General features: G+C 66.7%; 19 protein-coding genes and 3 pseudogenes. 20 read left to right on the forward strand and 2 right to left on the reverse strand.

Going from position 1 to position 24,953, the window contains the following annotated elements; translation table 11 throughout:
• The 6 genes and pseudogenes from BST28156_RS11000 to BST28156_RS11025 all read left to right on the forward strand — a co-directional run.
• Positions 1-1,644 (forward strand): Tn3 family transposase (locus BST28156_RS11000; protein WP_174902223.1); only part of this gene is annotated, 1,644 nt, incomplete at its 5' end.
• A gap of 207 nt (positions 1,645-1,851) precedes the next feature.
• Positions 1,852-2,235 (forward strand): annotated as a pseudogene (locus BST28156_RS11005) (efflux RND transporter permease subunit); the annotation flags it as partial.
• Positions 2,235-3,701, forward strand: a complete 1,467-nt coding sequence (locus tag BST28156_RS11010; RefSeq protein WP_012218160.1) for an efflux transporter outer membrane subunit — start codon at positions 2,235-2,237, stop codon at positions 3,699-3,701. The pseudogene BST28156_RS11005 and the gene BST28156_RS11010, both read left to right, overlap by 1 nt.
• Before the next feature lie 134 nt (positions 3,702-3,835).
• Positions 3,836-5,173 carry a paraquat-inducible protein A gene (locus BST28156_RS11015; RefSeq protein WP_012464884.1) on the forward strand — a complete coding sequence of 446 codons (1,338 nt, stop codon included), beginning with the start codon at positions 3,836-3,838 and terminating at the stop codon, positions 5,171-5,173.
• Positions 5,174-5,213: 40 nt separating this feature from the next.
• Complete coding sequence (locus BST28156_RS11020) at positions 5,214-6,809, forward strand: PqiB family protein (RefSeq protein WP_012218162.1); 1,596 nt, start codon at positions 5,214-5,216, stop codon at positions 6,807-6,809.
• Positions 6,806-7,516 carry a PqiC family protein gene (locus BST28156_RS11025; RefSeq protein ID WP_012218163.1) on the forward strand — a complete coding sequence of 237 codons (711 nt, stop codon included), beginning with the start codon at positions 6,806-6,808 and terminating at the stop codon, positions 7,514-7,516. The genes BST28156_RS11020 and BST28156_RS11025 overlap by 4 nt, the downstream gene beginning before the upstream one ends.
• A 63-nt stretch (positions 7,517-7,579) precedes the next feature.
• Here the strand turns inward: BST28156_RS11025 and BST28156_RS11030 are convergent, their stop codons facing one another.
• Complete coding sequence (locus BST28156_RS11030; protein WP_012218164.1) at positions 7,580-8,344, reverse strand: TetR/AcrR family transcriptional regulator; 765 nt, start codon at positions 8,342-8,344, stop codon at positions 7,580-7,582.
• A 179-nt stretch (positions 8,345-8,523) separates the two neighbouring features.
• On the opposite strand from BST28156_RS11030, the gene BST28156_RS11035 reads away from it, so the two are divergent.
• From BST28156_RS11035 to BST28156_RS11050, 4 genes and pseudogenes are all read left to right on the forward strand, one after another.
• Positions 8,524-10,167 (forward strand): bifunctional 3-(3-hydroxy-phenyl)propionate/3-hydroxycinnamic acid hydroxylase, encoded by a 1,644-nt coding sequence (locus tag BST28156_RS11035; RefSeq protein WP_012218165.1) that lies wholly within the window; start codon positions 8,524-8,526, stop codon positions 10,165-10,167.
• Positions 10,168-10,180: 13 nt separating this feature from the next.
• The gene (locus BST28156_RS11040; RefSeq protein ID WP_012218166.1) at positions 10,181-11,251 is read left to right on the forward strand and encodes a VOC family protein; all 1,071 of its coding nucleotides are present in this window, start codon (positions 10,181-10,183) and stop codon (positions 11,249-11,251) included.
• A 32-nt stretch (positions 11,252-11,283) separates the two neighbouring features.
• Positions 11,284-12,240 carry a fumarylacetoacetate hydrolase family protein gene (locus BST28156_RS11045; protein WP_012218167.1) on the forward strand — a complete coding sequence of 319 codons (957 nt, stop codon included), beginning with the start codon at positions 11,284-11,286 and terminating at the stop codon, positions 12,238-12,240.
• Positions 12,237-13,475: pseudogene (locus BST28156_RS11050) on the forward strand (AMP-binding protein); the annotation flags it as partial. The gene BST28156_RS11045 and the pseudogene BST28156_RS11050, both read left to right, overlap by 4 nt.
• On the opposite strand, the gene BST28156_RS11055 reads toward BST28156_RS11050, so the two are convergent.
• A complete protein-coding gene (locus BST28156_RS11055; RefSeq protein ID WP_012218169.1) occupies positions 13,466-14,431 on the reverse strand; it encodes an IS110 family transposase in 966 nt (321 codons plus the stop codon). The pseudogene BST28156_RS11050 and the gene BST28156_RS11055 sit on opposite strands and share 10 nt — an antisense overlap.
• A gap of 200 nt (positions 14,432-14,631) precedes the next feature.
• Here BST28156_RS11055 and BST28156_RS11060 point away from each other — a divergent pair.
• From BST28156_RS11060 to BST28156_RS11105, 10 genes and pseudogenes are all read left to right on the forward strand, one after another.
• Positions 14,632-15,369: pseudogene (locus tag BST28156_RS11060) on the forward strand (AMP-binding enzyme); the annotation flags it as partial.
• 192 nt (positions 15,370-15,561) lie between these two features.
• Complete coding sequence (locus BST28156_RS11065; protein ID WP_012218171.1) at positions 15,562-16,308, forward strand: OmpW/AlkL family protein; 747 nt, start codon at positions 15,562-15,564, stop codon at positions 16,306-16,308.
• An 82-nt stretch (positions 16,309-16,390) separates the two neighbouring features.
• Positions 16,391-16,957, forward strand: a complete 567-nt coding sequence (locus tag BST28156_RS11070) for a helix-turn-helix domain-containing protein (protein WP_012218172.1) — start codon at positions 16,391-16,393, stop codon at positions 16,955-16,957.
• Positions 16,958-16,989: 32 nt separating this feature from the next.
• Positions 16,990-17,751 carry a response regulator gene (locus tag BST28156_RS11075; RefSeq protein ID WP_012218173.1) on the forward strand — a complete coding sequence of 254 codons (762 nt, stop codon included), beginning with the start codon at positions 16,990-16,992 and terminating at the stop codon, positions 17,749-17,751.
• A gap of 134 nt (positions 17,752-17,885) precedes the next feature.
• Positions 17,886-19,637, forward strand: a complete 1,752-nt coding sequence (locus tag BST28156_RS11080; protein ID WP_012218174.1) for an ATP-binding protein — start codon at positions 17,886-17,888, stop codon at positions 19,635-19,637.
• Positions 19,638-19,788: 151 nt separating this feature from the next.
• The gene (locus BST28156_RS11085; RefSeq protein ID WP_012218175.1) at positions 19,789-21,219 is read left to right on the forward strand and encodes a cytochrome ubiquinol oxidase subunit I; all 1,431 of its coding nucleotides are present in this window, start codon (positions 19,789-19,791) and stop codon (positions 21,217-21,219) included.
• Complete coding sequence (gene cydB, locus BST28156_RS11090; RefSeq protein ID WP_012218176.1) at positions 21,216-22,196, forward strand: cytochrome d ubiquinol oxidase subunit II; 981 nt, start codon at positions 21,216-21,218, stop codon at positions 22,194-22,196. Before BST28156_RS11085 ends, cydB begins: the two co-directional genes overlap by 4 nt.
• A 39-nt stretch (positions 22,197-22,235) precedes the next feature.
• Complete coding sequence (locus BST28156_RS11095) at positions 22,236-22,979, forward strand: (Fe-S)-binding protein (RefSeq protein WP_012218177.1); 744 nt, start codon at positions 22,236-22,238, stop codon at positions 22,977-22,979.
• Positions 22,976-24,349 carry a lactate utilization protein B gene (locus BST28156_RS11100; protein ID WP_012218178.1) on the forward strand — a complete coding sequence of 458 codons (1,374 nt, stop codon included), beginning with the start codon at positions 22,976-22,978 and terminating at the stop codon, positions 24,347-24,349. The genes BST28156_RS11095 and BST28156_RS11100 overlap by 4 nt, the downstream gene beginning before the upstream one ends.
• Positions 24,346-24,945: a LutC/YkgG family protein gene (locus BST28156_RS11105; RefSeq protein WP_012464880.1), complete on the forward strand. Its 600-nt coding sequence runs from the start codon at positions 24,346-24,348 to the stop codon at positions 24,943-24,945. The genes BST28156_RS11100 and BST28156_RS11105 overlap by 4 nt, the downstream gene beginning before the upstream one ends.
• Positions 24,946-24,953 lie beyond the last annotated feature (8 nt).

Genomic DNA, 24,953 nt, shown 5'->3' on the forward strand with positions numbered 1-24,953 from the left:
GAGGCGATTGATGGCTACGATCGGCTTCGGGCCATGGTTGCCTTCGAGTGGGCCACCCTCTTTGCGCTCCGTGTCGCTTTGCGCAACGGCTCGGTTTTCATCAACCACAGCTTCTCGTTCCGAAGCCAGTCACATATGCTGATCTCGACCGAGCAGTGGCTGGCAAAGCGTAACCATCACTACGGACACCTCGGCCTACCGCAGGACCCGAACGAATTTCTCGAACCGATCCTTGAACAGCTCGAACAGCGCCTCGCACTACTTGATGATGCCGTGGTCAATGGTTCGATCCGTGTTGATACTGCTGTCCACCTCGACCCGATGGCTGCGCAGGATCCAGACGCACAAGCCGATCAACTTCGCCGTCAGATCTTCGAAGCTCATCCGCCAGGCCAATTTCCCGAGATCATCCTCGAGATCGATAGTGCGACACGCTTCAGTTGGACCTTGCTTGGACGCGAGCCGCGGTCGCGCACCGAGTTACTGATGGTGTATTCGGCGATCCTGGCTCACGGCACATCGCTGACGGCTGCTGATATTTCTCGGATGGTCCCGGAAGTGTCAACTGAGGCGATTCGCCAAATGATGAAGCGTCTCGCGGACGAACGAATGCTGCGTACAGCGGCCGACGCCATCCTTGAATTCATGCACGAACACCCGATCGCCGCCCACTGGGGGCGAGCCGATCTAGCATCGTCCGACATGATGTCGCTGGAGACAACCCGGACGATTTGGCGAGCGCGTGCGGATCCACGTCGCCGGACTGCATCCATCGGGATGTACACACATGTGCTGGATCGTTGGGGCATTTTCTATGACCAGCCTATCATCCTGAACGAACGGCAGGCCGGCGCAGCAATTGAGGGCGTCGTCCGGCAAAGCGCGACGAAGGACATCGCACAGCTTGCAGTCGACACCCATGGCTATACCGACTTCGCAATGGGCATTTCCCGGGCGCTTGGCTTCGATCTGTGCCCTCGCCTGTCACACCTCCGCGATCGCCGCCTCCACGTGCCACGCGGCCAAGCGATACCGGCGCGACTTGCGGGAATCACAGATCGAGACGTCCGCCTTGGGCTCATCGTTGATGTGTGGGACGAGTTCGTGAGGGTCGCGGCGTCTATCCGCTCTGGCCAATGTACAGCTGTCGAGGCGATTGCCAGGTTCGGCTCGGCTGCCCGAGGGCAGGCTGTGTACGATGGCGGCGTTCAAATCGGCCGCTTGTTCAGAAGCATCTTTTTGATCGACTACTTCACCAATGCTGCATTCCGGTCAGAATTGCAACACGCGCTGAATCGAGGGGAGGCAGTGCATACCGTGCATCGCGCAATCCATATCGGTCGCATTCCAGTGGAGCTTGCGCGGCGCCAAGAATCGCTTGCCGCGGTGTCATCAGCATTGACCCTGCTTTCGAACATCTTGATGGCATGGAACACCACCCATATGCAACGAGCCCTCGAAAATATCGAAGCTGGTCGACATCAACCGATCGAAGCAGACCAGCTGCGGCGAATCGCTCCTACTCATATGGAAGGTATCAACTTGCGCGGCACCTTCAATTTCCCAGTGGCGCTCTATGCGAAGCGGATCTTGCCGAGTACCGCGGCCGACAACGCCATCGCATCGTCCAGTCAGCGAGCCTAACAAGGAGGCCTTTCGGGGCTGCTTGCAAGCTGGCGGTGATGGAATTTCGGGCCGACACAACCTGCCGACAAGGACCAGCGCCCCCTCAAGCAAGAGGTAGACAGTATCGCCTTGATTTATATGGATATTTATTTGGGGCCGCAAGGCTAAGCCTTGCTGGGCTTAAAGGCGGCTAACCGGAAAAATGCGTGGAAATCAAGGGTACCCCTGTTCGGCAAGCCGTTCGGCTTCGTCGCGCTGCTCGGCGTAATCGCGATGTTCGGGATCATCATGCGCAATTCGGTGATCCTGGTCGACCAGATCGACCAGGACATCGCGGCCGGCCAGCCCCGCTTCACCGCGATCGTCGGCGCGACGGTGCGCCGCTTCCGGCCGATCATGCTGACCGCCGCGGCCGCCGTGCTCGCGCTGATTCCGCTGTTGCGCTCCGGCTTCTTCGGCCCGATGGCAACCGCGCTGATGGGCGGCATCACGATCGCGACGGTGCTGACCATCTTCTTCCTGCCGGCGCTCTATGCGACCTGCTTCAAGGTGCGCGCCGACGAACGCGAGTCGCGCGCAACGGACATCGCGTCCACGGAGACATGCTGATGAAACTCTCTCGTATCACTACGGCGCTGGCCGCGACTGCCGCGCTGGGCCTGAGCGGCTGCGCGCTGGCCCCGAGCAGCACGCCGCCCGCCATGCCGTCGCCCGCGCATTACGGCGCAGAGCCGCAGGTGCGGCAGACGGTGGCTGCGCAAGGTGTCGCGCAGCAATTCGACGTCGGCGCCGCGCCCGTTCCGCAATGGTGGCGCCTGTATCGCTCCAGCGCGCTCGACGCGCTGGTCGACGAAGGCCTGCGCGCGAATCCGACACTGGCCGCGACGGAGAAAACGCTCGCCGCCGCACAGCAGGAACTGCGCGCGCAGATCGGCGCGTCGACGCTGCCGTCGCTCGACGCGAACGCGCAGGTTGCGCGCACGCGCACCCCGGACATCTCCGGCGCCGGGGCGCAAAGCCTGCGTTACAACGTATTCGTCGGACAGCTGCAGGCGCACTACACGTTCGACCTGTTCGGCGCGACGCGCTATGCGAGTGCGGCCAGCGCCGCGCGCGTCGACGTGCGCGGTTGCGAGCTCGAAGCGGCGCGGCGTGCGCTGGCCGCCAACATCGTCGGCACCGCGATCGGCGCGGCGGCGCTCGATCGCCAGATCCTGCTGACCGAGCGTCTGGTGGCGGTCGCGCAAGCATCCGCGGCCGAGGACCAGCAGCGCTACGCGCTCGGCGCGATGTCCCACGCGCAGGCGCTGGCGTCGACGCAAGGCGCAGCGTCGCTCGCGGCGACGCTGCCGGCGCTGCGCCAGCAACGCGCGAGCACGGTCCACGCGCTGGCGATCCTGCTCGGCCGCACGCCGGACGCGCCGCCGCCGATCCCGGCTTTCACCGAGCTGTCGCTGCCGGAACACGTGCCGGTGGCCGTGCCTTCCGACCTGCTGAAAGCGCGCCCCGACATCCGCGCGGCCGAGGCCGCCGTGCGGGCCGCGGCGGCGGACGTCGGCGAGGCGACCGCGCAGATGTTCCCGAGCCTGTCGCTCACCGCGTCGATGGGGCGCGGCGGCTTCAGTTGGCCCGCGCTGCTGTCGGGTGCGGGCGGGCTGTGGGCGGTCGGCGCCGGGCTGTCGCAGCCGCTGTTCCACGGTGGCGCGCTGCTGGCTCACCGGCGCGCGTCGCGCGACCTGTACGACGCGGCCGTGCTGCAGTACAAGGCGGCGGTGCTGTCCGCGTTCGGGGACGTCGCCGATTCGCTCGCGGCGCTGGACAACGACGCGCAAGCGCTGGAGGCGAACGAACTCGCGGCACGTGCCGCGGGCGCGGCTTTCGACGAAACGGCGCAACGCCGCGCGCTGGGCGCGGTGCCCATGTCCGCGCAACAGGCGAGCGAGCAACGCTATCTGAGCGCGGAACTGGACGCGGTGCGTGCCGCGAGCCGCCGGATGACGGATACGGCCGCGCTACTGCAGGCGATGGGCGAACTGCCGCCCGACGCCCACGCGACGATCGCGGCGCGGCAATAGCCGGCGCCTATCCCGACGCGCCCGGTCGCGCGCCTGTCGCGCCACGCCGGGCGAATTCATGGTTCCGAAGCCCGACGCGCGACGTGTCGCGTGTCGCGCGTCGCGCTTCCGTTACGCCGCCTGATGGATTCCCGATGAAACCCGACAACGTGATCGCATGCCACGAATGCGATCTGCTGCTCCAGCGTCCGCCGCGCCTGCGGGCGCTGGTCCCACACTGCCCCCGATGCGGCGCGCGCGTGAGCGGCGCGGCGCCCGGCCCCAAGACGCTCGACCGGATGTGCGCGCTGGCGCTTGCCGCGCTGCTCATGTACTGCGTCGCGCAAATCTTCCCGATCGTCGCGCTCGACGCGGCCGGCGTCGTCTCGCACGCGACGCTGGCCGACGCCGTGCGCGCGCTGTGGTCGAACGGCCAGCCGGTCGTGGCGGTGCTCGTGTTCGGCACGACGATGCTGTTTCCGCTGCTGGAGCTGGCCGCGTGGCTGTACCTGCTCGCGCCGTTGCGCGCAGCGCGCGTGCCGCGGCGCTTCGCGCCGGTCCTGCATGCCGTTCAGCGATTGCGGCCGTGGAGCATGGTGGAAGTGCTGATGCTCGGCGTGCTCGTCACGATGGTGAAGATGACGAGCGTGGCGCACGTGATCGCCGGGCCCGCGCTGTTCGCGTTCGCCGGCCTCGCCGGAATGCTCGCGTTCCTGTCGTCGATCGAGCCGGCCGGCCTGTGGAATGCGCGCGACGAACTCGTCGCGCTGCGGCCGTCCGACGCCGACGATCCGGTGCCGTCCGCAGGCGGCATCACGGTACCCGACGCACTTCCGGCTACCGGCGGCGGCAGCGGCTCGAGTGGCCTCACGGCCCACGCCGCGGGATTGATCGCATGTCATCACTGCGCGCGCGTGCAGCCCGCGCACGCGCACGGCCAGCGCTGCACGCGCTGCGGGTCGCCGCTGCACGCGCGGCGCCCGCGCAGCGTCGCGCGCACCGCCGCGCTTGCCGCCGCCGCCGCCCTGCTCTACATCCCGGCGAACCTGCTGCCCGTCATGCGCGCGACGTCGCTCGGCCGGGCCGAGGACGACACGATCCTCGGCGGTGTCGCGTACTTCTGGACGTCGGGCGACTGGGCGCTCGCCGTCGTCGTGTTCGTCGCCAGCGTGCTCGTGCCGATGCTCAAGCTCGCGATCCTCGCGTTGCAGGCGACGGCCGCGCATCGCGGCGCGCGATGGCGCCCGCGCGAACGCGCACGACTCCACAGGCTCGTCGAGTGCGTGGGCCGCTGGTCGATGCTCGACGTGTTCGTCGTCGCGCTGACGATTGCGCTCGTGCATTTCGGCACGTTCGCCGACATCACGCCCGGCCCCGGCGCGCTCGCGTTCGGCGCCGTGGTCGTGCTCACCATGTGCGCGTCGATGCAGTTCGATCCGCGGCTGATCTGGGACGGCGCGTGTGGCCCGACGGCCGCGCGTCGAACCTCGTGAACGGGCGTCAGCCCGCCGATTTCTTTCGAATTCCAAAACGATGCATCCGTTCGATTTACCTCAACCCGAGATCCGGCCGCGCAGCCGCTGGATTCCATCGCTCGTCTGGATCGTGCCGCTCGTATGCGCGCTGATCGGGCTGTCGCTCGTGATCCGGACCGTCGCCGCGACCGGCCCGACGATCACCGTCACGTTCGCCAACGCCGAAGGTCTCGAAGCCGGCAAGACCAAAGTCCGCTTCAAGGACGTCGATATCGGCTCCGTCCAGAGCATCACGCTCACCCCCGACTTCAAGCGCGTGGTCGTCGCGATTCAACTGACCCGCGATGCCGCGCGCTTCGCGAACCGCGGCACGCGCTTCTGGGTCGTCCGGCCGCGCATCGGCGCGACCGGAATTTCCGGGCTCGGCACGCTGCTCTCCGGCGCGTACATCGGCGCGGACCTCGGCCGCTCCCCGCAGAAGGAAACCGCGTTCACCGGCCTCGAAACGCCGCCCGCCGTCACCGCGGACCAGCAGGGCCGGCGCTATCGGCTGCACGGCGACTCGCTCGGCTCGATCGACATCGGCTCGCCGGTGTTCTACCGGCATCTGCAGGTCGGTCAGGTGGTCGGCTTCTCGCTCGACGAAAAAGGTACAGGCGTCGACGTGCAGGTGTTCGTGAATGCCCCTTACGACAAATACGTCGACAACAACACGCGCTGGTGGCACGCAAGCGGCGTGGACCTGCGGCTCGACTCGAACGGCCTGAAACTGAACACGCAATCACTCGCGACGGTCGTCGTCGGCGGGCTCGCATTCCAGTCTCCGCCTGGCCAGCCGGACGCGCCGCAAGCCGCCGACAACGCATCGTTCCGGCTCGCGCCGGACGAAGCCGACGCGATGCGCGATCCGGACGGCACACCGCTGATGGTCGTGATGCGCTTCGACCAGTCGCTGCGCGGGTTGTCCGTCGGCGCGCCGGTCGACCTGCGCGGCATCGCACTCGGCCAGGTCACCAACATCGGCATCGAGTACAACGAACGCACGCGCAACTTCAGCATGAAGGTCACGATGGCGCTGTATCCGTCGCGACTGAGCCGGCACAGCGACACGGCGCTCCCTGCACCGGACACGGCCGGCGGCCATGAACTGCTCGAGCACCTGGTGGTACAGGGGCTGCGCGGGCAGTTGCGCACCGGCAGCCTGCTGACCGGCCAGCTCTATGTCGCACTCGACATGTTCCCGAAAGCGCCGCGTGCGAGCGTCGACGTGCACCGCACGCCGGTGGAGCTGCCGACCGTGCCGAACACGCTCGACGAACTGCAGGTGCAGATCGCCGACATCGCGCGCAAGCTCGACCAGGTGCCGTTCGACCGTATCGGCAACAACCTGAACGGCGCGCTCGCGCATGCGAACGAATTGTTCGGCCATCTCGACCAGCAGGTCGTGCCGCAGGCGCACGACACGCTGGCGGCCGCACAACGCACGTTCGACGCGGCCGAGTCCACGCTGCGGCAGAATTCGCCGATGCAATCCGACGTGCACGAAGCGATGCAGTCGCTCACGCATACGCTGCAGTCGTTGAACGCGCTCGCGGATTATCTGGAGCGTCATCCGGAAGCGCTGCTGTTCGGCAAGAAGGGAGACCGGCAATGAACGCGCGCCTGTTTCGCCGCCTTCGCATGACCGCGCGGATCGCGACGTGCGCCGCGCTTGCCGTGCTGAGCGCATGCGCGTCGCCGCCCGTGCACTTTCACACGCTGTCGGCGCCGGCCGGCGCCGGCGGCGACCGCGCCGCCCATCCCGCATGGCTGATCGACGTCCAGACCCTGCACGTCGCGGCGCCCGCCGACGGCAACCGGCTCGTCGTGCAGCGCGGCCCCGGCCTGGCCGACATCCTGGAGCAGGAACGCTGGGCCGCCCCGCTTGGCGACGAAATGCGCGACGGGCTGTCGACGCGCATCGCGTCCGGGCTGGGTGCGATCGACGTTCACCGCGTTGCCTATCCGGACGGCACGCCCGTCTACCGGGTCGCCGTGGACGTCCAGCGGATCGAATCGTGGCCGGCGTCGCACGTGCTGCTCGACGCAGCCTGGAGCGTCAGCGCCGCGGCGGCGGCCCCGCCCGCGCAACGGGCACTGACGTGCCGCAGCATCGTCCGAGTCGATGCGTCGGCGGGCTACGATGCGCTCGTCGATGCGCATCGCCGCGCGCTCGATGCGCTCGCGCACGCGATCGCGGCCGGCATTCGCGCGGTGGCCACGCACGCAGCGGCGCCCGCCGACTGTCGCGCGGGCGGACCCGACCCGACAGTCGCGCGTCGTGCCGCGGGCCGCGGCACGCCAGACACGTCCGACGATTGAGCCGGCGCCGCGGCAACGCGGCGAACCGGAACGGGCGGCCGGTATCGCGGCCGCCCGGCCGCATCACTGCGGCGCGTCGGCCGGCTCGACGACGGGCAGCGGGCGGCTCGCGATCTTCTCGGCTTCCGCGCGCTTGAGCCCCAGCGTCTGCAGCAGCGTGGCCGCGGTGCGTTCGGGAAAGTGCTCACCGCTGAAGCCCAGCTGCGCGAGCACGTCGGCGGCCGGCGCGCCGGGCGCAACGAAATTGAGTTCCGCGGCGATCGCGGTCAGCACCGTGCCGCCGACGGACAGGAAACCGATGAACGGATCGGCCACCACGAAGCGCTGCGCGGCGATGCCGCGCTCGATGTCGCGCAACAGCCGCTGGCCGAGGCCAAGCGTCAGCACGCGCGCCGAAAACCCCTCGCGGATCAGGAAATGGCCCCACATCGGCTCTCGCCGTGCGCGGATCAGCGTGTGCCGCACCGCAACCGCGACGACCTCGGCAGGATCGGACAAACCGTTCGCCAGGCGATCCAGCGAATCGGCGAATTCGCCGAATACCGTCTCCACGAGCGTCTCGTAGATCGCTTCCTTCGATTCGAAGTGGTTGTAGAACGACCCGAAGCCCACGTCGGCGGCCTCGGTGATCTCGTTGATGGCCACGCCTTCCATGCCTCTCTCGGCCATCAGCTTCAGCGCAGCGTCGAGCAGGCGCCCGCGGGTTTCACGCTTGCGCCGCGCGCCGCGCGGCTCGCGCTCTTCGGCGACGGGCGCGGCGACGTCGGCAGTAACGGAGGGTTCGGCGGCGGCACGTTTCGGCGTGCGCCGTTTCGGAGGGTTCGACATGACGGATCCGGTTCTGAGGTGCGTCGAAGTATAGATTCAAACGTCTACGTTGACAAAGTCATCATTTATGATTTTAATGTCATCAAACCCATCCCATCGCGTGCCACGGCCGCGATCGACAGACGAATGGAGACAAGGTGGAGACATTTGAAACGACAGGCGCGCACGCCGCAGGCGACATGCCGCCATCCGATGCGCGCGGGCTGCCGTCGGCGACCGACATCCTGATCGTCGGCTTCGGGCCGGTCGGCGCCGCGCTCGCGAACCTGCTGGCAGGCCACGGCGTGAACGTCGTGGCGATCGACAAGGCGTCCGACATCTTCATGGCACCACGGGCCATCGCACTCGACAACGACGCGCTGCGCATCCTGCAGATGGCCGGCGTCGACGAGCACGATTTCGATACGGTCGCGATTCCGTACGTCCGGATGCGCTCGCCGTCGCTCGGCGAATTCGGCCGGATCGACACGCTCGGCACGCTCGACGGCCACCCGAAACTCGTGACGTTTTACCAGCCCGACCTGGAGCGCTGCCTGCGCGCGCGACTGCGTGGCCGCGACAACGTGCACGTCGCGCTCGGCACGGCACTCGAGGGCTTCGTCGAGGAACAGGACGGCGTCGTCGCCGCGCTGCGCGACGAGCGCGGGAACACGCATTCGATACGCGCGCGCTACGTCGTCGGCGCGGACGGCGCGAGTTCGCTCGTACGCCAGTTGATCGGCCAGCAGTTCAACGGCAAGACCTACGCCGAAGACTGGCTCATCGTCGATGCGCGTCACGTGCCGCGGCCGATCGATCATGTCGAGTTCATTTGCGATCATCGCCGCCCGACGCCGCACATGGTCGCGCCCGGCGCGCGCGAACGCTGGGAATTCATGCTTCGTCCCGGCGAGCGCCGCGACGAGATGGAGTCCGATGCACGCATTCGCGAACTGCTCGCGCCGTGGGGCGACATCGACGACATCGCGATCGAGCGCAAGGCCGTCTACCGCTTCCATGCGCGCACGGTCGACGCATTCGGCAAGGGCCGCGTGTTTCTCGCGGGAGATGCCGCGCACATCACGCCGCCGTTCGTCGGCCAGGGGCTCGTCGCCGGGCTGCGCGACGCGGCCAACCTCGGCTGGAAGCTCGCATGGGTCGTGCTCGGCCGCGCCGATCCGCGCATCCTCGATACGTATGACGCGGAGCGCCGGCCGCATGCGAAGTCGATGATCCGGCTCGCGAAATTCATGGGGCGCCTGGTGATGCCGCGCAACGCGGCGGTTGCGCTCGCGACGCACGGACTGATGCGTGCGATGCGGTGCGTGCCGGCGCTGCGCGCGCAATTCGACGAGTTGCGCATCAAGCCGAAGAACGCATTCCGCTCCGGACTGTTCGTGGGCGGCCGCTCCGGCGCAAGGCTCACCCGGGGCGCACTGCTTGCGCAAGGATGGCTGCGGGGCGCCGCCGGCGCGGCCCGGCTCAGCGACGACGTGCTCGGCAGCGGCTACACGCTGATCGGATTCGGCTGCGACCCGCGCGTCGGACTCGCGCCCGACGCGGCGGCCGCGCTCGCGCGCGCCGGCGGCACCATCGTGCGGATCGCGCATCGCGGGCAAAGGCTGCATCCCGCCGGCGACGATTGCTGGGAAGACATCGACGGCACTTTCCTTCCGGGCGTGGCGCCCGTCGGCTGGGTGGCCGTCGTGCGCCCCGACAAAACCGTCGTCCACGACGGACCGGCGGCGCACGTGAGCCGCATCGTTTGCGACAGCCTGTCGCTGCTGGGCACCGCGCCGCGTGCGGTGCCGTCCGCCGCCGTATCCGCCATCCGACCCACCTGAACGCGCCATCGCCATGAAACTGACCACCGCCCAGCCCGCCCGTCACCCGCGTCCGACGACGAAAGCCGCCACGCTCGCCTACTTGATGTTCGAGCGCCCGAACCTCGACGACGCCGAGCATTTCCTCAACGACTTCGGGCTGCGAACCGCGTTGCGCGAGCCCGAGTTGCTGCTGTTGCGCGCCACGGATACGTCGCCGTTTTGCTACGTGGTTCGCCGCGCGCGCAAGGCGGCGTTCGTCGGCTTCGGGCTCGAGGTCGAAAGCCGGTCGGACCTCCACGCGCTGACCGGCGTACCCGGCGCATCCGGCATCGAACCGTCGGAATGGCCCGGCGGCGGCGATCGCGTCCGGCTCGTCGATCCGGCCGGCTTTCGCGTCGATGCGGTGACGGGCCGGACGCGCGTGCCGCCGCTCCCGCATCGCGCGCCGCTCGCGTTCAATTCCGTCGACATGCACCTGCGCATCAACGAGACGCAGCGGCCGCCCGCCGCGCCGCCGGAGATCGTCAGACTCGGTCACGTCGTGCTTGAGGTCGCCGATTTTCAAGCCACCTGCGCGTGGTACACGCGGCATTTCGGTTTCATCCCGAGCGATGTCCAGGTGCTGCCCGACGGCTCGCCGGCCGTGGCGTTCATGCGGCTCGACCGGGGCGACACGCCGGCCGACCATCACACGCTCGCGCTCGCGCAGGGCTTCGTGTCCACCTACAGCCACAGTGCATTCGAGGTGGTCGATGCCGACGCGCTCGGCATGGGACAGCGGATGCTGCGCGACAACGGCTGGACCCACGCATGGGGCATCGGACGGCACATTCTCGGCAGCCAGATCTTCGATTACTGGCAGGATCCGTGGGGCGCCAAGCACGAACACTACTGCGACGGCGACCTGTTTACCGCGGACGAGCCGACGGGCATCCATCCGGTCAGCCGCGAAGCGATGGCGCAATGGGGGCCCGTCATGCCGCGCAGCTTCACGAAGCCGCGGTTCACGCCGTCCAGCGTCGCGGCACTGTTGCGCAATCTGCGCCGCAGCCCCGATCTGACGCTGAGCAAGGTCGTCACGCTCGCGAAGCTGTTCGCCTGATTTCACCGTTTACCGATTCACGAGAGACAACCATGCCACTGCACGTCCTGCACTTCCGGCACCGCGGCCGCGCCCAATGGGGCGTCGTCGCCAACGGCGCCGTCACGCCGATTCCCGGCGAATTCGCCACCACCGCGAGCTTCCTCGCCGCGAATCCGGTTGAACGGCTCGCGATGATCGACGGCCCGACCATTCCCGAAGCGGACGTGCAGTGGCTCCCGCCCGTGACCGCCAACCAGCAGTTCGTCTGCCAGGGTGCGAACTACCGGCGGCACATGATCGAGTCGGGCATGGACCCGGACGCGAAGCAGTTCAACATGATCTTCACGAAAGCGCCGAGCTGCATCGTCGCGGCCGATTCGCGCGTCGTGAAGCCGCGCCACGTGCGTTTTCTCGACTACGAGATCGAGCTGGGGCTGGTGCTCAAGCGCGACATCACCCGCCATCAACCGGTGACCGACGCCAATCTGCACGAATACGTCGCGGGTATCGCGATCGTCAACGACTACTCCGCGCGCGACGTGCAGATCCCGCAAATGCAGTTCTACAAAGGCAAGAGCTTCCGCACGTTCGGGCCGGTCGGCCCGTATCTGTGCCTGCTCGAGCGGCACGATTTCCCGAAGCTGAAGACGCTCGAACTGACGTTGTCCGTCAACGGCACCGTCCGTCAGCAGGATTCGACGGCGAATCTCGTGTACGGCCCGGCCGAAACGCTCACGGAACTGTCGGGCGTGCACGATCTCGGCGCGGGCGACCTGCTCGCCACCGGCACGCCGGCCGGTTGCGCGCTCAGCATCCCGTCGCCGGCCAAGCAGCGCGTCGTCGCGCTGTTCCCCGAATCGGTCAAGTGGAAAATGTTCATGAAGGTGCAGGCGCAACGCACGCAATACCTGAAAGCCGGCGACATCGTCGAGGCCCGGATTGCGAGCCCGGACGGAACGATCGACCTGGGCGTGCAGCGCAACGAGATCATGGACGAAGCGGCATGAACGGCATCGCGACCCGCCACGATGTGGCCGCCATCGACGCGTGCGGCATGCCGCCCGACCTGCCGGCCAGCACCTACGCGATGATCCGCGCGGGCGCCGACATCGATCCGTGCGCCCCGGCATTGTCGTTCTTCGCCGACGCGCGCACGCACCGCGACGTGCGGCGCTGGACCTATCGCGAGCTGCTGCGCGACATCACCCGCACCGCGAATCTGTTCGTGCGGCTCGGCGTGCGCGCCGACTCGGTGATCGCCTACGTGCTGCCCAATCTTCCCGAAACGCACTTCGTGATCTGGGGCGGCCAGGCGGCGGGCATCGTGTGCGCGATCAACCCGCTGCTCGACGCGCGCGCGATCGCCGACTTGCTGAACGCATCGCGCGCGTCCGTGCTGGTCACGCTCGGGCCGTGTCCGGGGTTCGATCTCTGGGAGAAAGTGTCGAGCATCGTCGACGACGTCGAATCGCTCGCACATCTCGTTCAGGTGAATCCGGCGCGGGATGCGCGCGGCGGGCCGGGGAACGCTTCGGGCGCGCCCGCGTCGGCCGGTTCCGCCGGCGCGGCTATGGAGGCGGCGCACGGCCGGTCACGCATCGCGCTTCACGACTTCGACGCGGCGATCGCGTGCGAGTCGGGCACGGCGCTCGCGCAGCCCCGTACGTTCGCACCCGGCGACATGTCGTCGTTCTTCTGTACCGGCGGCACGACCGGTCTGCCGAAGATCGCGATGCGCAGTCACGGCAACGAAGTGGCGAATGCGTGGAGCGCCGCGCGATTTCTCGGCGACAGCATCGGCCCCGGCAAGACCATATTCTGCGGGCTGCCCCTCTTTCATGTGAACGCGGCGATGGTAACGGGGCTGCTGCCGTTCTCGCGCGGCGCGCACGTCGTGCTCGGGACGCCGCAAGGCTATCGCGGGGAAGGCGTCATCGGGCGATTCTGGGAGATCGTCGCGCACCATCGCATCAACTTCTTCAGTGCCGTCCCCACGCTGTACGCAGCGCTGCTCGACGTGCCGGTCGGCGACCATGCGATCGGCTCGCTCGAATACGGACTGTGCGGTGCGGCGCCGCTGCCGGTCGAAGTATTGCGCGCGTTTCAGGAAAAGACGGGCATCCGCATTCTCGAAGGCTACGGCCTTACGGAAGCCACCTGCGTGAGCAGCGTCAATCCGCCGCTCGGCGAGCGCCGCGCCGGATCGATCGGACTGAGTAACCGTCTACCAAGTCAAGCCTTATGGAGCGAATCGTCCCAAGGCGTGTTGGATCTGACCATGGCATTAAGTATGGTCAGAAGCTTGCGCATGCAGGCAACCAACGCGACCTTGGGCAGTTTGCCGGCGGCCTTCAGGCGTTGATAGAAGGTTTTGATGGCAGGATTGTGGCGGGTGGCGGTAAGGGTGGCCATGTAAAGCACGCGACGGATTTCAAAGCGACCACCCTGAACGCGTCGTCTGCCATTGCGGGAGCCGGAATCGCAAGCAATAGGCGCGACGCCGACGAGAGCCGCAATCTGGCGACGGCTGAGCTTACCCAATTCGGGCAGTTCTGCGATCAGGCAAGCACTGGATACCGGACCGATGCCGTGAGTCGATTGCAGCAGGCGGTCGAGTTCACTGAAGTGCTCGCGTACGTGTCCGACCATCTGTGCGTCGATGTCGTCGAGCTGAGCCTGAACGGCAGCAATGATAGCCAACAGGCTGGGATGCAGACCGACCGGCGTAATCTGCAGCCGCTGTCGTTCCGAGAGGAGCATGGTGAGCAACTGGCGACGGCGGGTCAACAGAGCAGCCAGCCACTGCTGGCGCTCATCGGGAACGGGGCGCAGCAAGCGGGACAGATCTTCGCGACGCACCAGGACCGAAGCCAGTTCGGCGAGCATGCGAGCATCGATGCGATCGGTCTTGGCCAGACGCCCCATCGAGCGGGCAAAATCGCGCGCCTGTCGAGGATTGACGACCGCGACCGGCAAACCGGCGCTCTGCAAAGCGCAAGCCATTTCCGCCTCGTAGCCGCCGGTCGCTTCCATCACGACCAACGCCACGTCCAGCGGCTGCAGGGCGACGGCCAGGGCCGAATGGCCCTCCGCATCGTTATCGAATCGCTGGGTGTCCAGATGGGCACCCAGCACGGAAACATCGACATGGTCTTTTGCCACGTCAATGCCGACCGTTACTAAGGAAGGAGCAGACATGATCTTCGGATCCCATGCTTGTACATGCGCACTCGGCAGGGCCGGCGCGCGTAACCGTTCGGGTTTCGGGAAGACCAGCACGGCGACCGTGCGTTCTGTACTCAGTCACGGGCTCCAACGCCCAAGCGCGCGACAAACTGCACGGTCTAGTCTGGCTACGTTCAGACTTTACCGTACTGGTCAGGCTTAAACATACAAGCGTGCCGCTCCAGACAATGAAGGCCGTCGTACTCGACGCCGCGGGACGCTACCTGCGCGACTGCGCGGCCGGCGAGGAAGGCTCGATCGTCATCGCCGGGCCGAACGTATTCGCCGGCTATACCGATGCCGCGCTGAACGAGCGTCTGTGGATCGATCTCGGCGACGGCAGACGCTGGCTCGACACCGGCGACCTCGGCCGCCAGGATGCCGACGGTTACTTTTGGCTGACGGGCCGCAGGAAGGACCTGATCATCCGCGGCGGCCACAACATCGACCCGGCGACCATCGAGGAGCCGCTGCATCGGCATCCGGCGGTGCAGCTGGCCGCAGCGATCGGCCGCCCCGACGCACACGCGGGCGAAGTGCCGATGGCCTACGTCCAGCTGAAACCCGGCGCACGGGCATCGGAGCAGGAACTGGAAGCGTTCGCGCGGCAACACATCGCCGAGCGCGCCGCGCAGCCAAAGCAGATTCGCATCGTCGACGCGATTCCGCTCACCGGTGTCGGCAAGATCTTCAAGCCCGAGCTCAAGCGCCGCGAAACCGGCGACGCACTGAGCGTCGCGCTTGCGGAAAACGGCGTGGCCGGCGCATCGGTCGACGTCCAGACCGGCGGCTCGGGCGGCATGACGGTGGTGGTCACGCTGCGCGACGCGCAGTTCGAGGCGGCGGCACACGCGGTGCTCGGTCGCTATCCGTTCACGTTCACGGTCGACGTCCAGCCGCAGGCGCACTGACGCGGGCGGGCGCCGCCCCCGCCTCACCGGCGGGCGTGCATCGGTTTCGATGCTGCCCGCGCACGCACCATATATATCGTTGTGCGAATTATTCAGACGAAACATGCAATGGCGCACCGACCCATTCCCCTGTATCGGGAACGGCCGGTCCGTCGATCACGGGAACTATCCGTCGGACAATCAGGAGGAGACATGTGGAACGGTAAACGTACGACCCGCGCACTTGGCATGGCGACCGCCGTCGGGATCGGCATCGCGTCGTTCGCCGGCGACGCGCGCGCACAGGCGGCAGGCAGCGTGTCGCTCGGCGCCGGGTGGCTGCACATCATGCCGCAAAGCGGCTCCGGCGACCTGTTCGTGCAGAGCGTGGCCGGCGCGCCGGTGAATCGCGCGCTGCCCGATACGGGCGGCCACGTGGCGACGTCCAATGCGTTCAGCCTCATGGCGGAGTACCAGTTCACCGATCATGTCGGCATAGCGTTCCTCGCCGGCACGCCGTTCACCAGCGACCTGGTCGGCGACCGGTCGTTCGCCGGCTACGGCGTGCTCGGTCAGGCAAAGCCGCTCGCGCCGGTGCTCGCGCTGCGCTATCACTTTCTCGCCGCCGACGCCCGTTTCCGGCCGTTCGTCGGTCTGGGCGTGAATTACACGTGGTACGTCGACACGCACATCACCAATAAACAGTTTCTCGACGGATCGTGCGGCCCGGGCTGCACGACCCGGTCGTCGCTCAGTGCGTCATGGAATCCGACATTCGAAGCAGGCTTCAATGTCGCGCTGGGCAAGCACCTCGGCCTCAACGTGTCTGCGATGTACATCCCGATGTCGACCACGCTGACCACCGACGCGACAAACGCGGCGGGAACGCATGACGTGACGACACTGCACGTGCACACGAATCCGCTCATCACGCACGTGGATCTCGTCTATTCGTTCTAGTCGCCGGGGTCGAGCCGATGCTTCGCGCGGCGCGGCGGTGCGCCGCGCCAGTCGTTACCACCGCATGAGAGATACACACGATATGGAACCCGCCCGCCTTACCCGTGCCCAACGCCGGCTCGGCACGCGCGAACGTCTCGTCGCTGCCGCGCGCCATTGCTTCGTCGCGCAAGGCTTCGCAGATACGACCGTCGAGCATATCGTCGAGCGTGCAGGTTACACACGCGGCGCGTTCTATGCGAACTTCAAGCATAAGCGCGAGTTGCTGGTTGAAATCCTGCGCCGCGACCGCCCGCAGTTGCTGGCCTGGATGCGGCCATGCGCGATGGACGATTGGCGTTTCCGCGCCGCCGATGCCGCGCAGATCGCCGCCGAATGGGAGTGCTTCCCGCTGTGGGTCGAGGTGCACCTGCACGCGCTGCGCGATGCGGCGACACGAGAGATGGTCGACACACTGCACGCGGAGCCGGCGCCGCCGGCCGCGGCAAGCGGTGCAGCGGATTTCGCGGAGCGCACGCCGTCGCCGGCGACGTGGGCGGCGTTGCTCGGCGTTGCGTTGCTGCGTGCCGGTGCGCAGCACGCACTGCGCGGCGAGCCGGTGCAGGACGCGGCGCCGGAAGTGCCGTCCGGAGATGCGCGACGGCTATAATTCAAGCCGTTCCCCCGACGAATATCCGCGCAATGACGGACGCCAATCTTCCTCACGTGCTGGTGGTCGACGACGATCCGGCGATCCGCGAACTGTTGTCCGGCTATCTGTCCGACAACGATATCCGCGTGACGGTTGCCGCTTGCGGCCAGGATATGGCGCAAGCGCTGGAATCATTTGCAATCGATCTCGTGATTCTCGACCTGCGCATGCCGGGCGAAGACGGCGTCCAGATCGCCCGCGAGTTGCGCACGCGCTCGAACCTGCCGATCTTCATCGTCTCGGGAAAACGCGACGAAGCCGACCGCGTGATGGCGCTGGAGCTCGGCGCCGACGACTACCTGACCAAGCCGTTCAGCAATCGCGAACTGCTTGCGCGCGTCCGCGCCTTGCTCAGACGGGCCGGGGCGACGGCCCCCGCCACCGGGCGTGCCAAGGACGCACGCGCATACCGGTTCAGCGGTTGGGAACTGAACGTTGGCACGCGGCGGCTCACCGATCCGGCGGGCACGCCGGTCGAGCTTACCAACGGCGAATTCTGTCTGCTCAATGCATTTCTGGCGGCGCCCGGGCGCGTGCTGTCCCGCGACCAGCTGCTCGAATCCAGCCGGCTGTACGACGACGTGTACGACCGTTCGATCGACGTCCAGATCCTGCGCTTGCGCCGCAAGATCGAGCCTGACCCGTCGCATCCGGTCTTCATTCGTACCGTGCGCGGCGCGGGCTACGTGCTCGACGTGCCGGTCACCCGGTTGAGCGCGGCGGGCGGATGGACGAACGGAACGCCGGTGTGAGCGGGCACCTGCCGCGTGCGCGCACGGCCCGCGACGCAAGTAGCGCGACGCGATTGCCGACGCAGCGCGCAAGCCGCGCGGCTCGAGCGGCATCCGCGCGTGTTGCCAGACTGCCGCAGCAGGACTGAACGTCGATGCCGAACAACTCGCCCTATCACCGAACGCTGTGGCGCGCGAGACGCTACCGGGCCATGATGCTGGCTGCGTGTCTGGCCGTGCTCCTCGTTATGGTCGCCTTTGCGCACGACACGACGTTCCGCGTCGGCGCCGTGAGCCTGTGCGTGATTCTGCTGATGTATGTGCTGATCGCGTACATGCGGCGTCTCGAACACGCGAACCGGGCAATGCGCGCGAGCGAACAGCGCTGGCGCGCGGTGTTCGAGAACGCGCCGGTCGGAATCCTGGTGTTGCGTGCGCACGACCGCTACCTGATGGCGAACCCCGCGTTTCAGCAGATGGTCGGCTACAGCGATCGCGAACTTTCCGAGCGACGCGCATCGGACATCACGCACCCCGATGATCGGGCCCTCACGCAGGCGCACATCGACCAGTTGGTGCGCGGCCAGGACCGCGTCAGATTCCAAAAGCGCTACGTGCACCGCGACGGCCGCGTGGTGTGGACCGACATGAGCGTCGCGCGTGTGTTTTCGGCACATCAGCCGTCCGATACGGACGCGGAAGACCTGATCATCGCCACCGTCGAGGACATCACGCAGCGCCTGGCCGACGAAGAAGCGCGACACGGCCTGGAACGGCAACTGCGCCAGTCGCAGAAGCTCGAAGCGCTTGGCACGTTCGCCGGCGGCGTCGCGCACGACTTCAACAACATCCTCGCCGCGATTCTCGGATTCGGCGATCGCGCGCTCGCCGGCGTCGCACCCGACGCGCCCGCGCACCGCGACATCGAGCAGGTGCTGAAAGCCGGGGAACGGGCACGGCTGCTGGTCGAGCGCATCCTGACATTCAGCCGCAGCGGCCCGACGGCGAGGGAGCCGGTAGACGTCGGCGCGGTCGTCGACGAAACGGTGGAACTCGTGCGCGCCACGCTGCCGCCGCATGTCGCGCTCGACGTACGCATCAGCGCCCGCGATGCTTACGTGCTGGGCGACGCCACGCATCTGCACCAGGTCGTGATGAACCTTTGCGGCAATGCGATCCACGCGATGCGTGCCGGCGGCACGCTGCATATCGGACTCGACGTCGTCAGCGTCGACACACCGCGCTCGCTGTCGCACGGCGCGCTGCGCGCCGCCCGTTTCCTGCGGCTCACCGTCGCGGACGACGGTTGCGGCATTCCGGCCGAGATACTGGAACGCATCTTCAACCCGTTTTTCACGACACGCCCCGCCGGCGAGGGGACCGGCCTCGGCCTGTCGCTCGTCGACGGCATCGTCCGCGAACACGGCGGCGCAGTCGACGTGCACTCCGCGCCGGGGAAAGGGGCGCGTTTCGACGTCTTTCTGCCCGCCGCGGACGCGCGCCCGGCGCCGCGTGCCGACGGGGTCCCGCCGCCTCGCGGGAACGGGCAGGTCGTGCTGGTGATCGACGACGAAGAAACACTCGTGCGTCTCGCGGAAGACGTACTGGCCGATCTCGGGTACGAGCCGGTCGGATTCTCATCGAGCGAGGCCGCATGGGATGCCGTGAACGCCGATCCGGCCCGCTTCGATGTCGTCGTGACCGACCATACGATGCCGAATTTGACCGGCCTCCAGCTCGCGGCCCGCATCGCGGGCCGGCGCGCGGATTTGCCGGTGATCATGTGCAGCGGCTTCAGCACGGCCTCGCTTGAACGTGAAGCCCGCGCGCTCGGTGTGAGCATGGTGCTGCGCAAGCCGCTGAAGTCGCGCGATCTCGCAGACGCGCTCGCCCGCGTGCTGCGCTGACGCGGCGACCGGGCCGGCCGCGCACCATGCGATCGGCCCAGCCGGTGCGGCGCTTGTTTCAAATGTAACGCAGCCGCGGCAATCTGCAACGCCCGAGCAACACCCCGCGCCGACACTCCATTGCAATGCAATCTCGCAATGGAGCGTACGCATGGAAGCAACGGCCCTCCTGTTGTCCCGAATCCAGCTCGCGGCCACGGTCTCCTTTCACATCATCTTCCCGTCTTTCACAATCGGCCTCGCGGCGTGGCTCGCGGTACTCGAGGCCATGTCCATCGCGACGGGCAATCGCGTGTATCGCCGCGTATTCGAGTTCTGGCTGAAGATTTTCGGCGTCGCGTTCGGCATGGGTGTCGTCTCGGGCATCGTGATGGCCTTCCAGTTCGGTACGAACTGGAGCGAGCTGTCGCGCGCGAGCGGCCCGATCCAGGGGCCGCTGCTGACTTACGAATCGTTTACCGCGTTCGCGCTCGAGGCGACGTTTTTCGGTGTGATGCTGCTGGGACGCGCGCGTGTGCGGCCCTGGTTCTATCTGACCTCGTGCATCCTCGTCGCGGCGGGTACGACGATGTCCGCCTTCTGGATCCTCGTGAACAACTCATGGATGCAGCATCCGGTCGGATACGTCGTACAAAACGGCATATTCGTGCCCACCGACTGGGCGGCGATTATCTTCAACCACGTCGTGTGGGTACGCTTCCCGCACATGCTGTTGGGTGCGTACCTGACGACCGCATTCTGCGTGGCTGCCGTCGGCGCGGCCTATCTGCTGAAGGACCGCTACCGGGTCGAAGCCACGCTCATGGTCCGGATGTCGGTTACGCTCGCTGCCGCGCTCGTCCCGCTGCAGATCCTGTTCGGCCATCTGACCGGCGACTATCTGCACGACGACCAGCCGGCCAAATTCGCCGCCGTCGAGGGAAGATGGACCGACGAACAACCTGCCGCCGAAGTGATTTTCGCCATTCCGGACGCCGCGCACGAGCGCAACCGCTTCGAATGGAAAGTACCGGTGCTCGGCAGTCTGATCGCGTCGGGCACGGCGGACTCGCGCGAAGTCGGCCTCACCGACTTTGCCGCCGCCGACCGGCCGCCGGTGCTGATTCCATTCTTCGCGTTCCGCGTGATGGCCGGCTGCGGGCTGATCATGCTGGCGCTTGCGTGGGCGGGCACCGTCGCGGCCCGGCGCGGCCGGCTCGAACGACGGCGCTGGCTCCTCTGGCCGCTCGCATGCAGCTTTCCACTCGGCTTCATCGCAATCCTCGCGGGATGGTTCACCGCCGAAGTCGGGCGCCAGCCGTGGACCGTATGGGGCGTGCTGCGCACCGCAGATGCGCTGACGCCCGGGCTGACCGCGCACTTCGCGGCTGCGACGCTCGCGCTGTTCGTCGCCATATACGCATTCATTTTCTGCTTCGGCGTGTACTACATCGTACGGATCGTGCGGCGCGGCCTCGTCATCGGCAACGTGCTGACCGTCTGGAATGGTCACGTGATTCAACAAACGCATGCGCCCGCCGCGCTGCCGGTGCACGCACGGCGCCGCGACGTCCTCAAGATTCGATCAGGAGAAGTTCAATGATGACCTGGTTCTGGTTCGCCGAACTCGCGTTCGCGCTCGTCGCTTACCTGATGCTCGACGGGTTCGACCTCGGTGTCGGCATGCTGACGGCCTTCGCCGGCGATGCGCGCGACGAGATGATCGCGTCGATCGCTCCGGTATGGGACGGCAATGGTACGTGGCTCGTCATCGCCGGCACGATCCTGTTCGGCGCGTTTCCGTCGGTGTATTCGATCGTGCTGCCTGCGCTGTATGCGCCGCTTTGTCTGATGCTCGCCGGGCTGATCATGCGTGGCGTCGCGATCGAATTTCGCCACAAGGCGGCGCGCTCGCGCCGGATCTGGGACGTGCTGCTGTTCGTCGGCTCGCTGCTCGCCAGCGTGATGCAGGGCGTGTGCGTGGGCACGTACGCGCACGGGCTGCCGGTCGATCAGCTGCGCTACGCAGGCAACGGCTTCGAATGGTGTTCTCCGTTTTCGTTCTGGTGCGGCGTCAGCCTCGCGCTCGGCTATGCGCTGCTCGGCTCCGGATGGCTGGTGTTGAAAGGGCAACGCGCGTCGCAGCGCATCGGTCGCGACGCGATCGCGAGGCTCGCGCCGATCACCGCACTGTTCGTGCTGTCGATACTCGCGTCGACGCTGCTGACCGAGACGACCGTCGAAACGCGCTGGCTCCTGCATCCGCTGCTGTTCGCGCTGCCCGTCGCAGCATGCGCGACGTTCCTTTGCGCGCCTGCGGCGGCGCGGCGCGACGGCGCGTCGGCCTATCTGTTCGCCGCCGGCGGATGCATCGCGATGGTGCTGATGCTCGCCGCATCGTATCTGCCGTTCATCGTGCCGTTCGACCTGACGCTCGATGCAGCGGCCGCGCCGCGAGCGAGCCAGACGTTCATGTTCTGGGGCGCAGGCCTGTTCGTCATGCCGTTCATCGTGTTCTACACCTGCGTCGCGTACTCGGTATTCCGCGGCAGGGTGTCGAACGATCACGCATACCACTGACGCTTTCGCCCCGAGCGTTCAATTCAACGGAGGAATTCCATGAAAGTCGCCCTTTTCATTCCGTGCTTCATCGACGCGTTCTACCCAGACGTCGGGATCGCCACGCTGCAGTTGCTCGAGCGTCTGGGTTGCGACGTCGACTATCCGCTCGACCAGACCTGCTGCGGCCAGCCGATGGGCAACAGCGGCTGCGAAAAGCAGGCCACCGCGACCGAGAACCTGTTCGTCAAGAATTTCACGGGCTACGACTACATCGTCGCGCCGAGCGGCAGCTGCGTGCACCACGTGCGTGACCACCTGACCGCGGCCGACCAGACCCGCGATGCCGTCGCCGTGCGCAAGAACACGTACGAGCTCGTCGAATTCCTGCACGACGTGCTGCGCGTGCGGGAATTTCCATGGGCCGAATTCCCGCACAAGGTCGGCCTGCACAACAGCTGCGGCACGCTGCGCGCGTTGCGCACAGCGAAGATGTCCGAGATCGAGGAGCCGTTCTTCTCGAAGCCGCTGACACTACTCAAGGGCGTCAAGGGTATCGAGTTCATTCAGCCCGATCGGCCCGACGAATGCTGCGGCTTCGGCGGCACGTTTTGCGTATCGGAGGAACCGGTTTCCGCGCGCATGGGCGCGGACAAGGTGCGCGACCACAAGCGCAACGGCGCGGAATACATCGTGTCGGCCGATTCGTCGTGCCTGATGCACCAGAAAGGTTGCTCGGACCGCCTGGAGCTGGGGCTGAAATTCATCCACATCGCACAGATCCTCAATGGAGCACGAGCATGAAACGCGTAGACCACGTCGGCGCATCCGCGAAATTCATCGCCGACGAAAAGCACATCCAGTTCCATGACAAGCGTCTGTGGGAACTGCGCACGTCGCGGGATGCCGAGGTGCACGCCATCCCCGAATGGGAGGAATTGCGCACGCTTGCGTCCGCGATCAAGGAGCACACGCTCACGCATTTGCCCGAGTATCTCGAGGAATTCGAGCGCAACGCGACCGCCAACGGCGTGATCGTCCACTGGGCGAAGGATGCCGAAGAACACAATCGGATCGTGTACGAGATCCTGGAGCGCCGTCACGCGAAGCTGCTCGTGAAGAGCAAGTCGATGCTGACCGAGGAATGCGAGATGCGCCCGTATCTGGAGGAGCGCGGCATCACTGTCGTCGAAACCGACCTCGGCGAGCAAATTCAGCAGCTCGATGACGAGCTCCCTTCTCACATCGTCGTGCCAGCCGTGCACAAGCTCGCCACCGACGTCGCCAAAATCTTTTCCGAGAAGATCGGCACCGACCCGAACGAAAGCAACATCCCGAAACTCGCCGAAGCGCAGCGCAACGCCACGCGTCCGCTGATCCTGAACGCCGATGCCGGCATGACCGGATGCAACTTCGCGGTCGCCGAAACGGGCGGCATCACCGTGTGCACGAACGAAGGCAATGCGGACCTCAGCGCCAACGTGCCGCCGCTGCACATCGCGTCGATCGGCATCGAGAAACTGATTCCGAAGCTCGAGCATCTGGGCGTATTCATCCGGATGTTGTCGCGCAATGCGATCGGCTCGCCGATCACCCAGTACACGTCGCACTTCCGCGGTCCGAAGAAAGGCGGCGAAATGCATTTCGTGCTGGTCGACAACGGCCGCTCCGAGCGGCTCGGCATGGACGACTTCTGGTATTCGCTCAAGTGCATCCGCTGCGGCGCGTGCATGAACACGTGCCCGGTCTATCGACGCAGCAGCGGGCTCAGCTATGGCGGCGTCTACTCGGGGCCGATCGGCGCGATCATCAACCCGACCTTCAACCTGCGCAAGTACAGTTCGCTGCCGTTTGCGTCGACGATGAACGGCAGTTGCACCAGCGTGTGTCCGGTGAAGATCAATATCCACGAGCAGATCTACAAGTGGCGGCAGATCGTGGCCGAACAGCACGAACTGCCGTTCGTCAAGCAGGAGGCGATGAAAGTCGCCGGACAGGTGCTGTCGCGGCCGGCGCTGTACCGCGCAGCCGTCAAGACGGCCGGCACCGCGGTATCGGTACTGCCGCGCGCCGTGCTCTACAACCCGCTCAACGTGTGGGGCAAGCATCGAGAAGTGCCTGACGCACCCCAGCAGACTTTCCGCGACTGGTATCTGAAGAGGAACAAGAAATGAGCAGCCGAGACCTGATTCTTTCCCGTTTGCGCGACGTGCGTCCCACGCCCCGGCCGTTGCCCGACGTGCCGCTGTTCGATACGGCTCTGCCGCCTGCCGTCGACACGTTCAGGGCGTCGCTCGCGCGACTCGGCGGGACGTGGTGCGCGATGCCCGAAAACGCGTCGCTCGACGCGTTCGTGCGCTCCCGGTTTCCCGGCGCGTCCGTGTTCTGCTCGGCCACGCCCGAGTTCGACGGCAACCGCGATCTCGCCGCGATCGACGATCCGCGCGCGCTGAACGACGTCGACGTCGGGATCGTGCGCCCGGCGTTCGCCGTCGCCGAAACCGGCTCGATCTGGCTCAGCGAGGCGCAATACGACGTCAACGCGCTCGGTTACCTGTCGCAACACCTGGTCGCGCTGCTCGACCCCGCCGACATCGTCGGCAACCTCCATCACGCGTATCACCGCAGCGAGTTCTTCGCGGCCAACTACGCCGTGCTGATGAGCGGACCGTCGGCAACCGCCGACATCGAAGGCGTGCTGGTGCGCGGCGCACAGGGGATCCGCTCGCTCACCGTTATCCCGTTGCGGAGGCCCGTCGGCGAACGGTGATGCAGGAG

The organism is Burkholderia pseudomultivorans, assembly GCF_902499075.1.
Lineage (GTDB): Bacteria > Pseudomonadota > Gammaproteobacteria > Burkholderiales > Burkholderiaceae > Burkholderia > Burkholderia pseudomultivorans.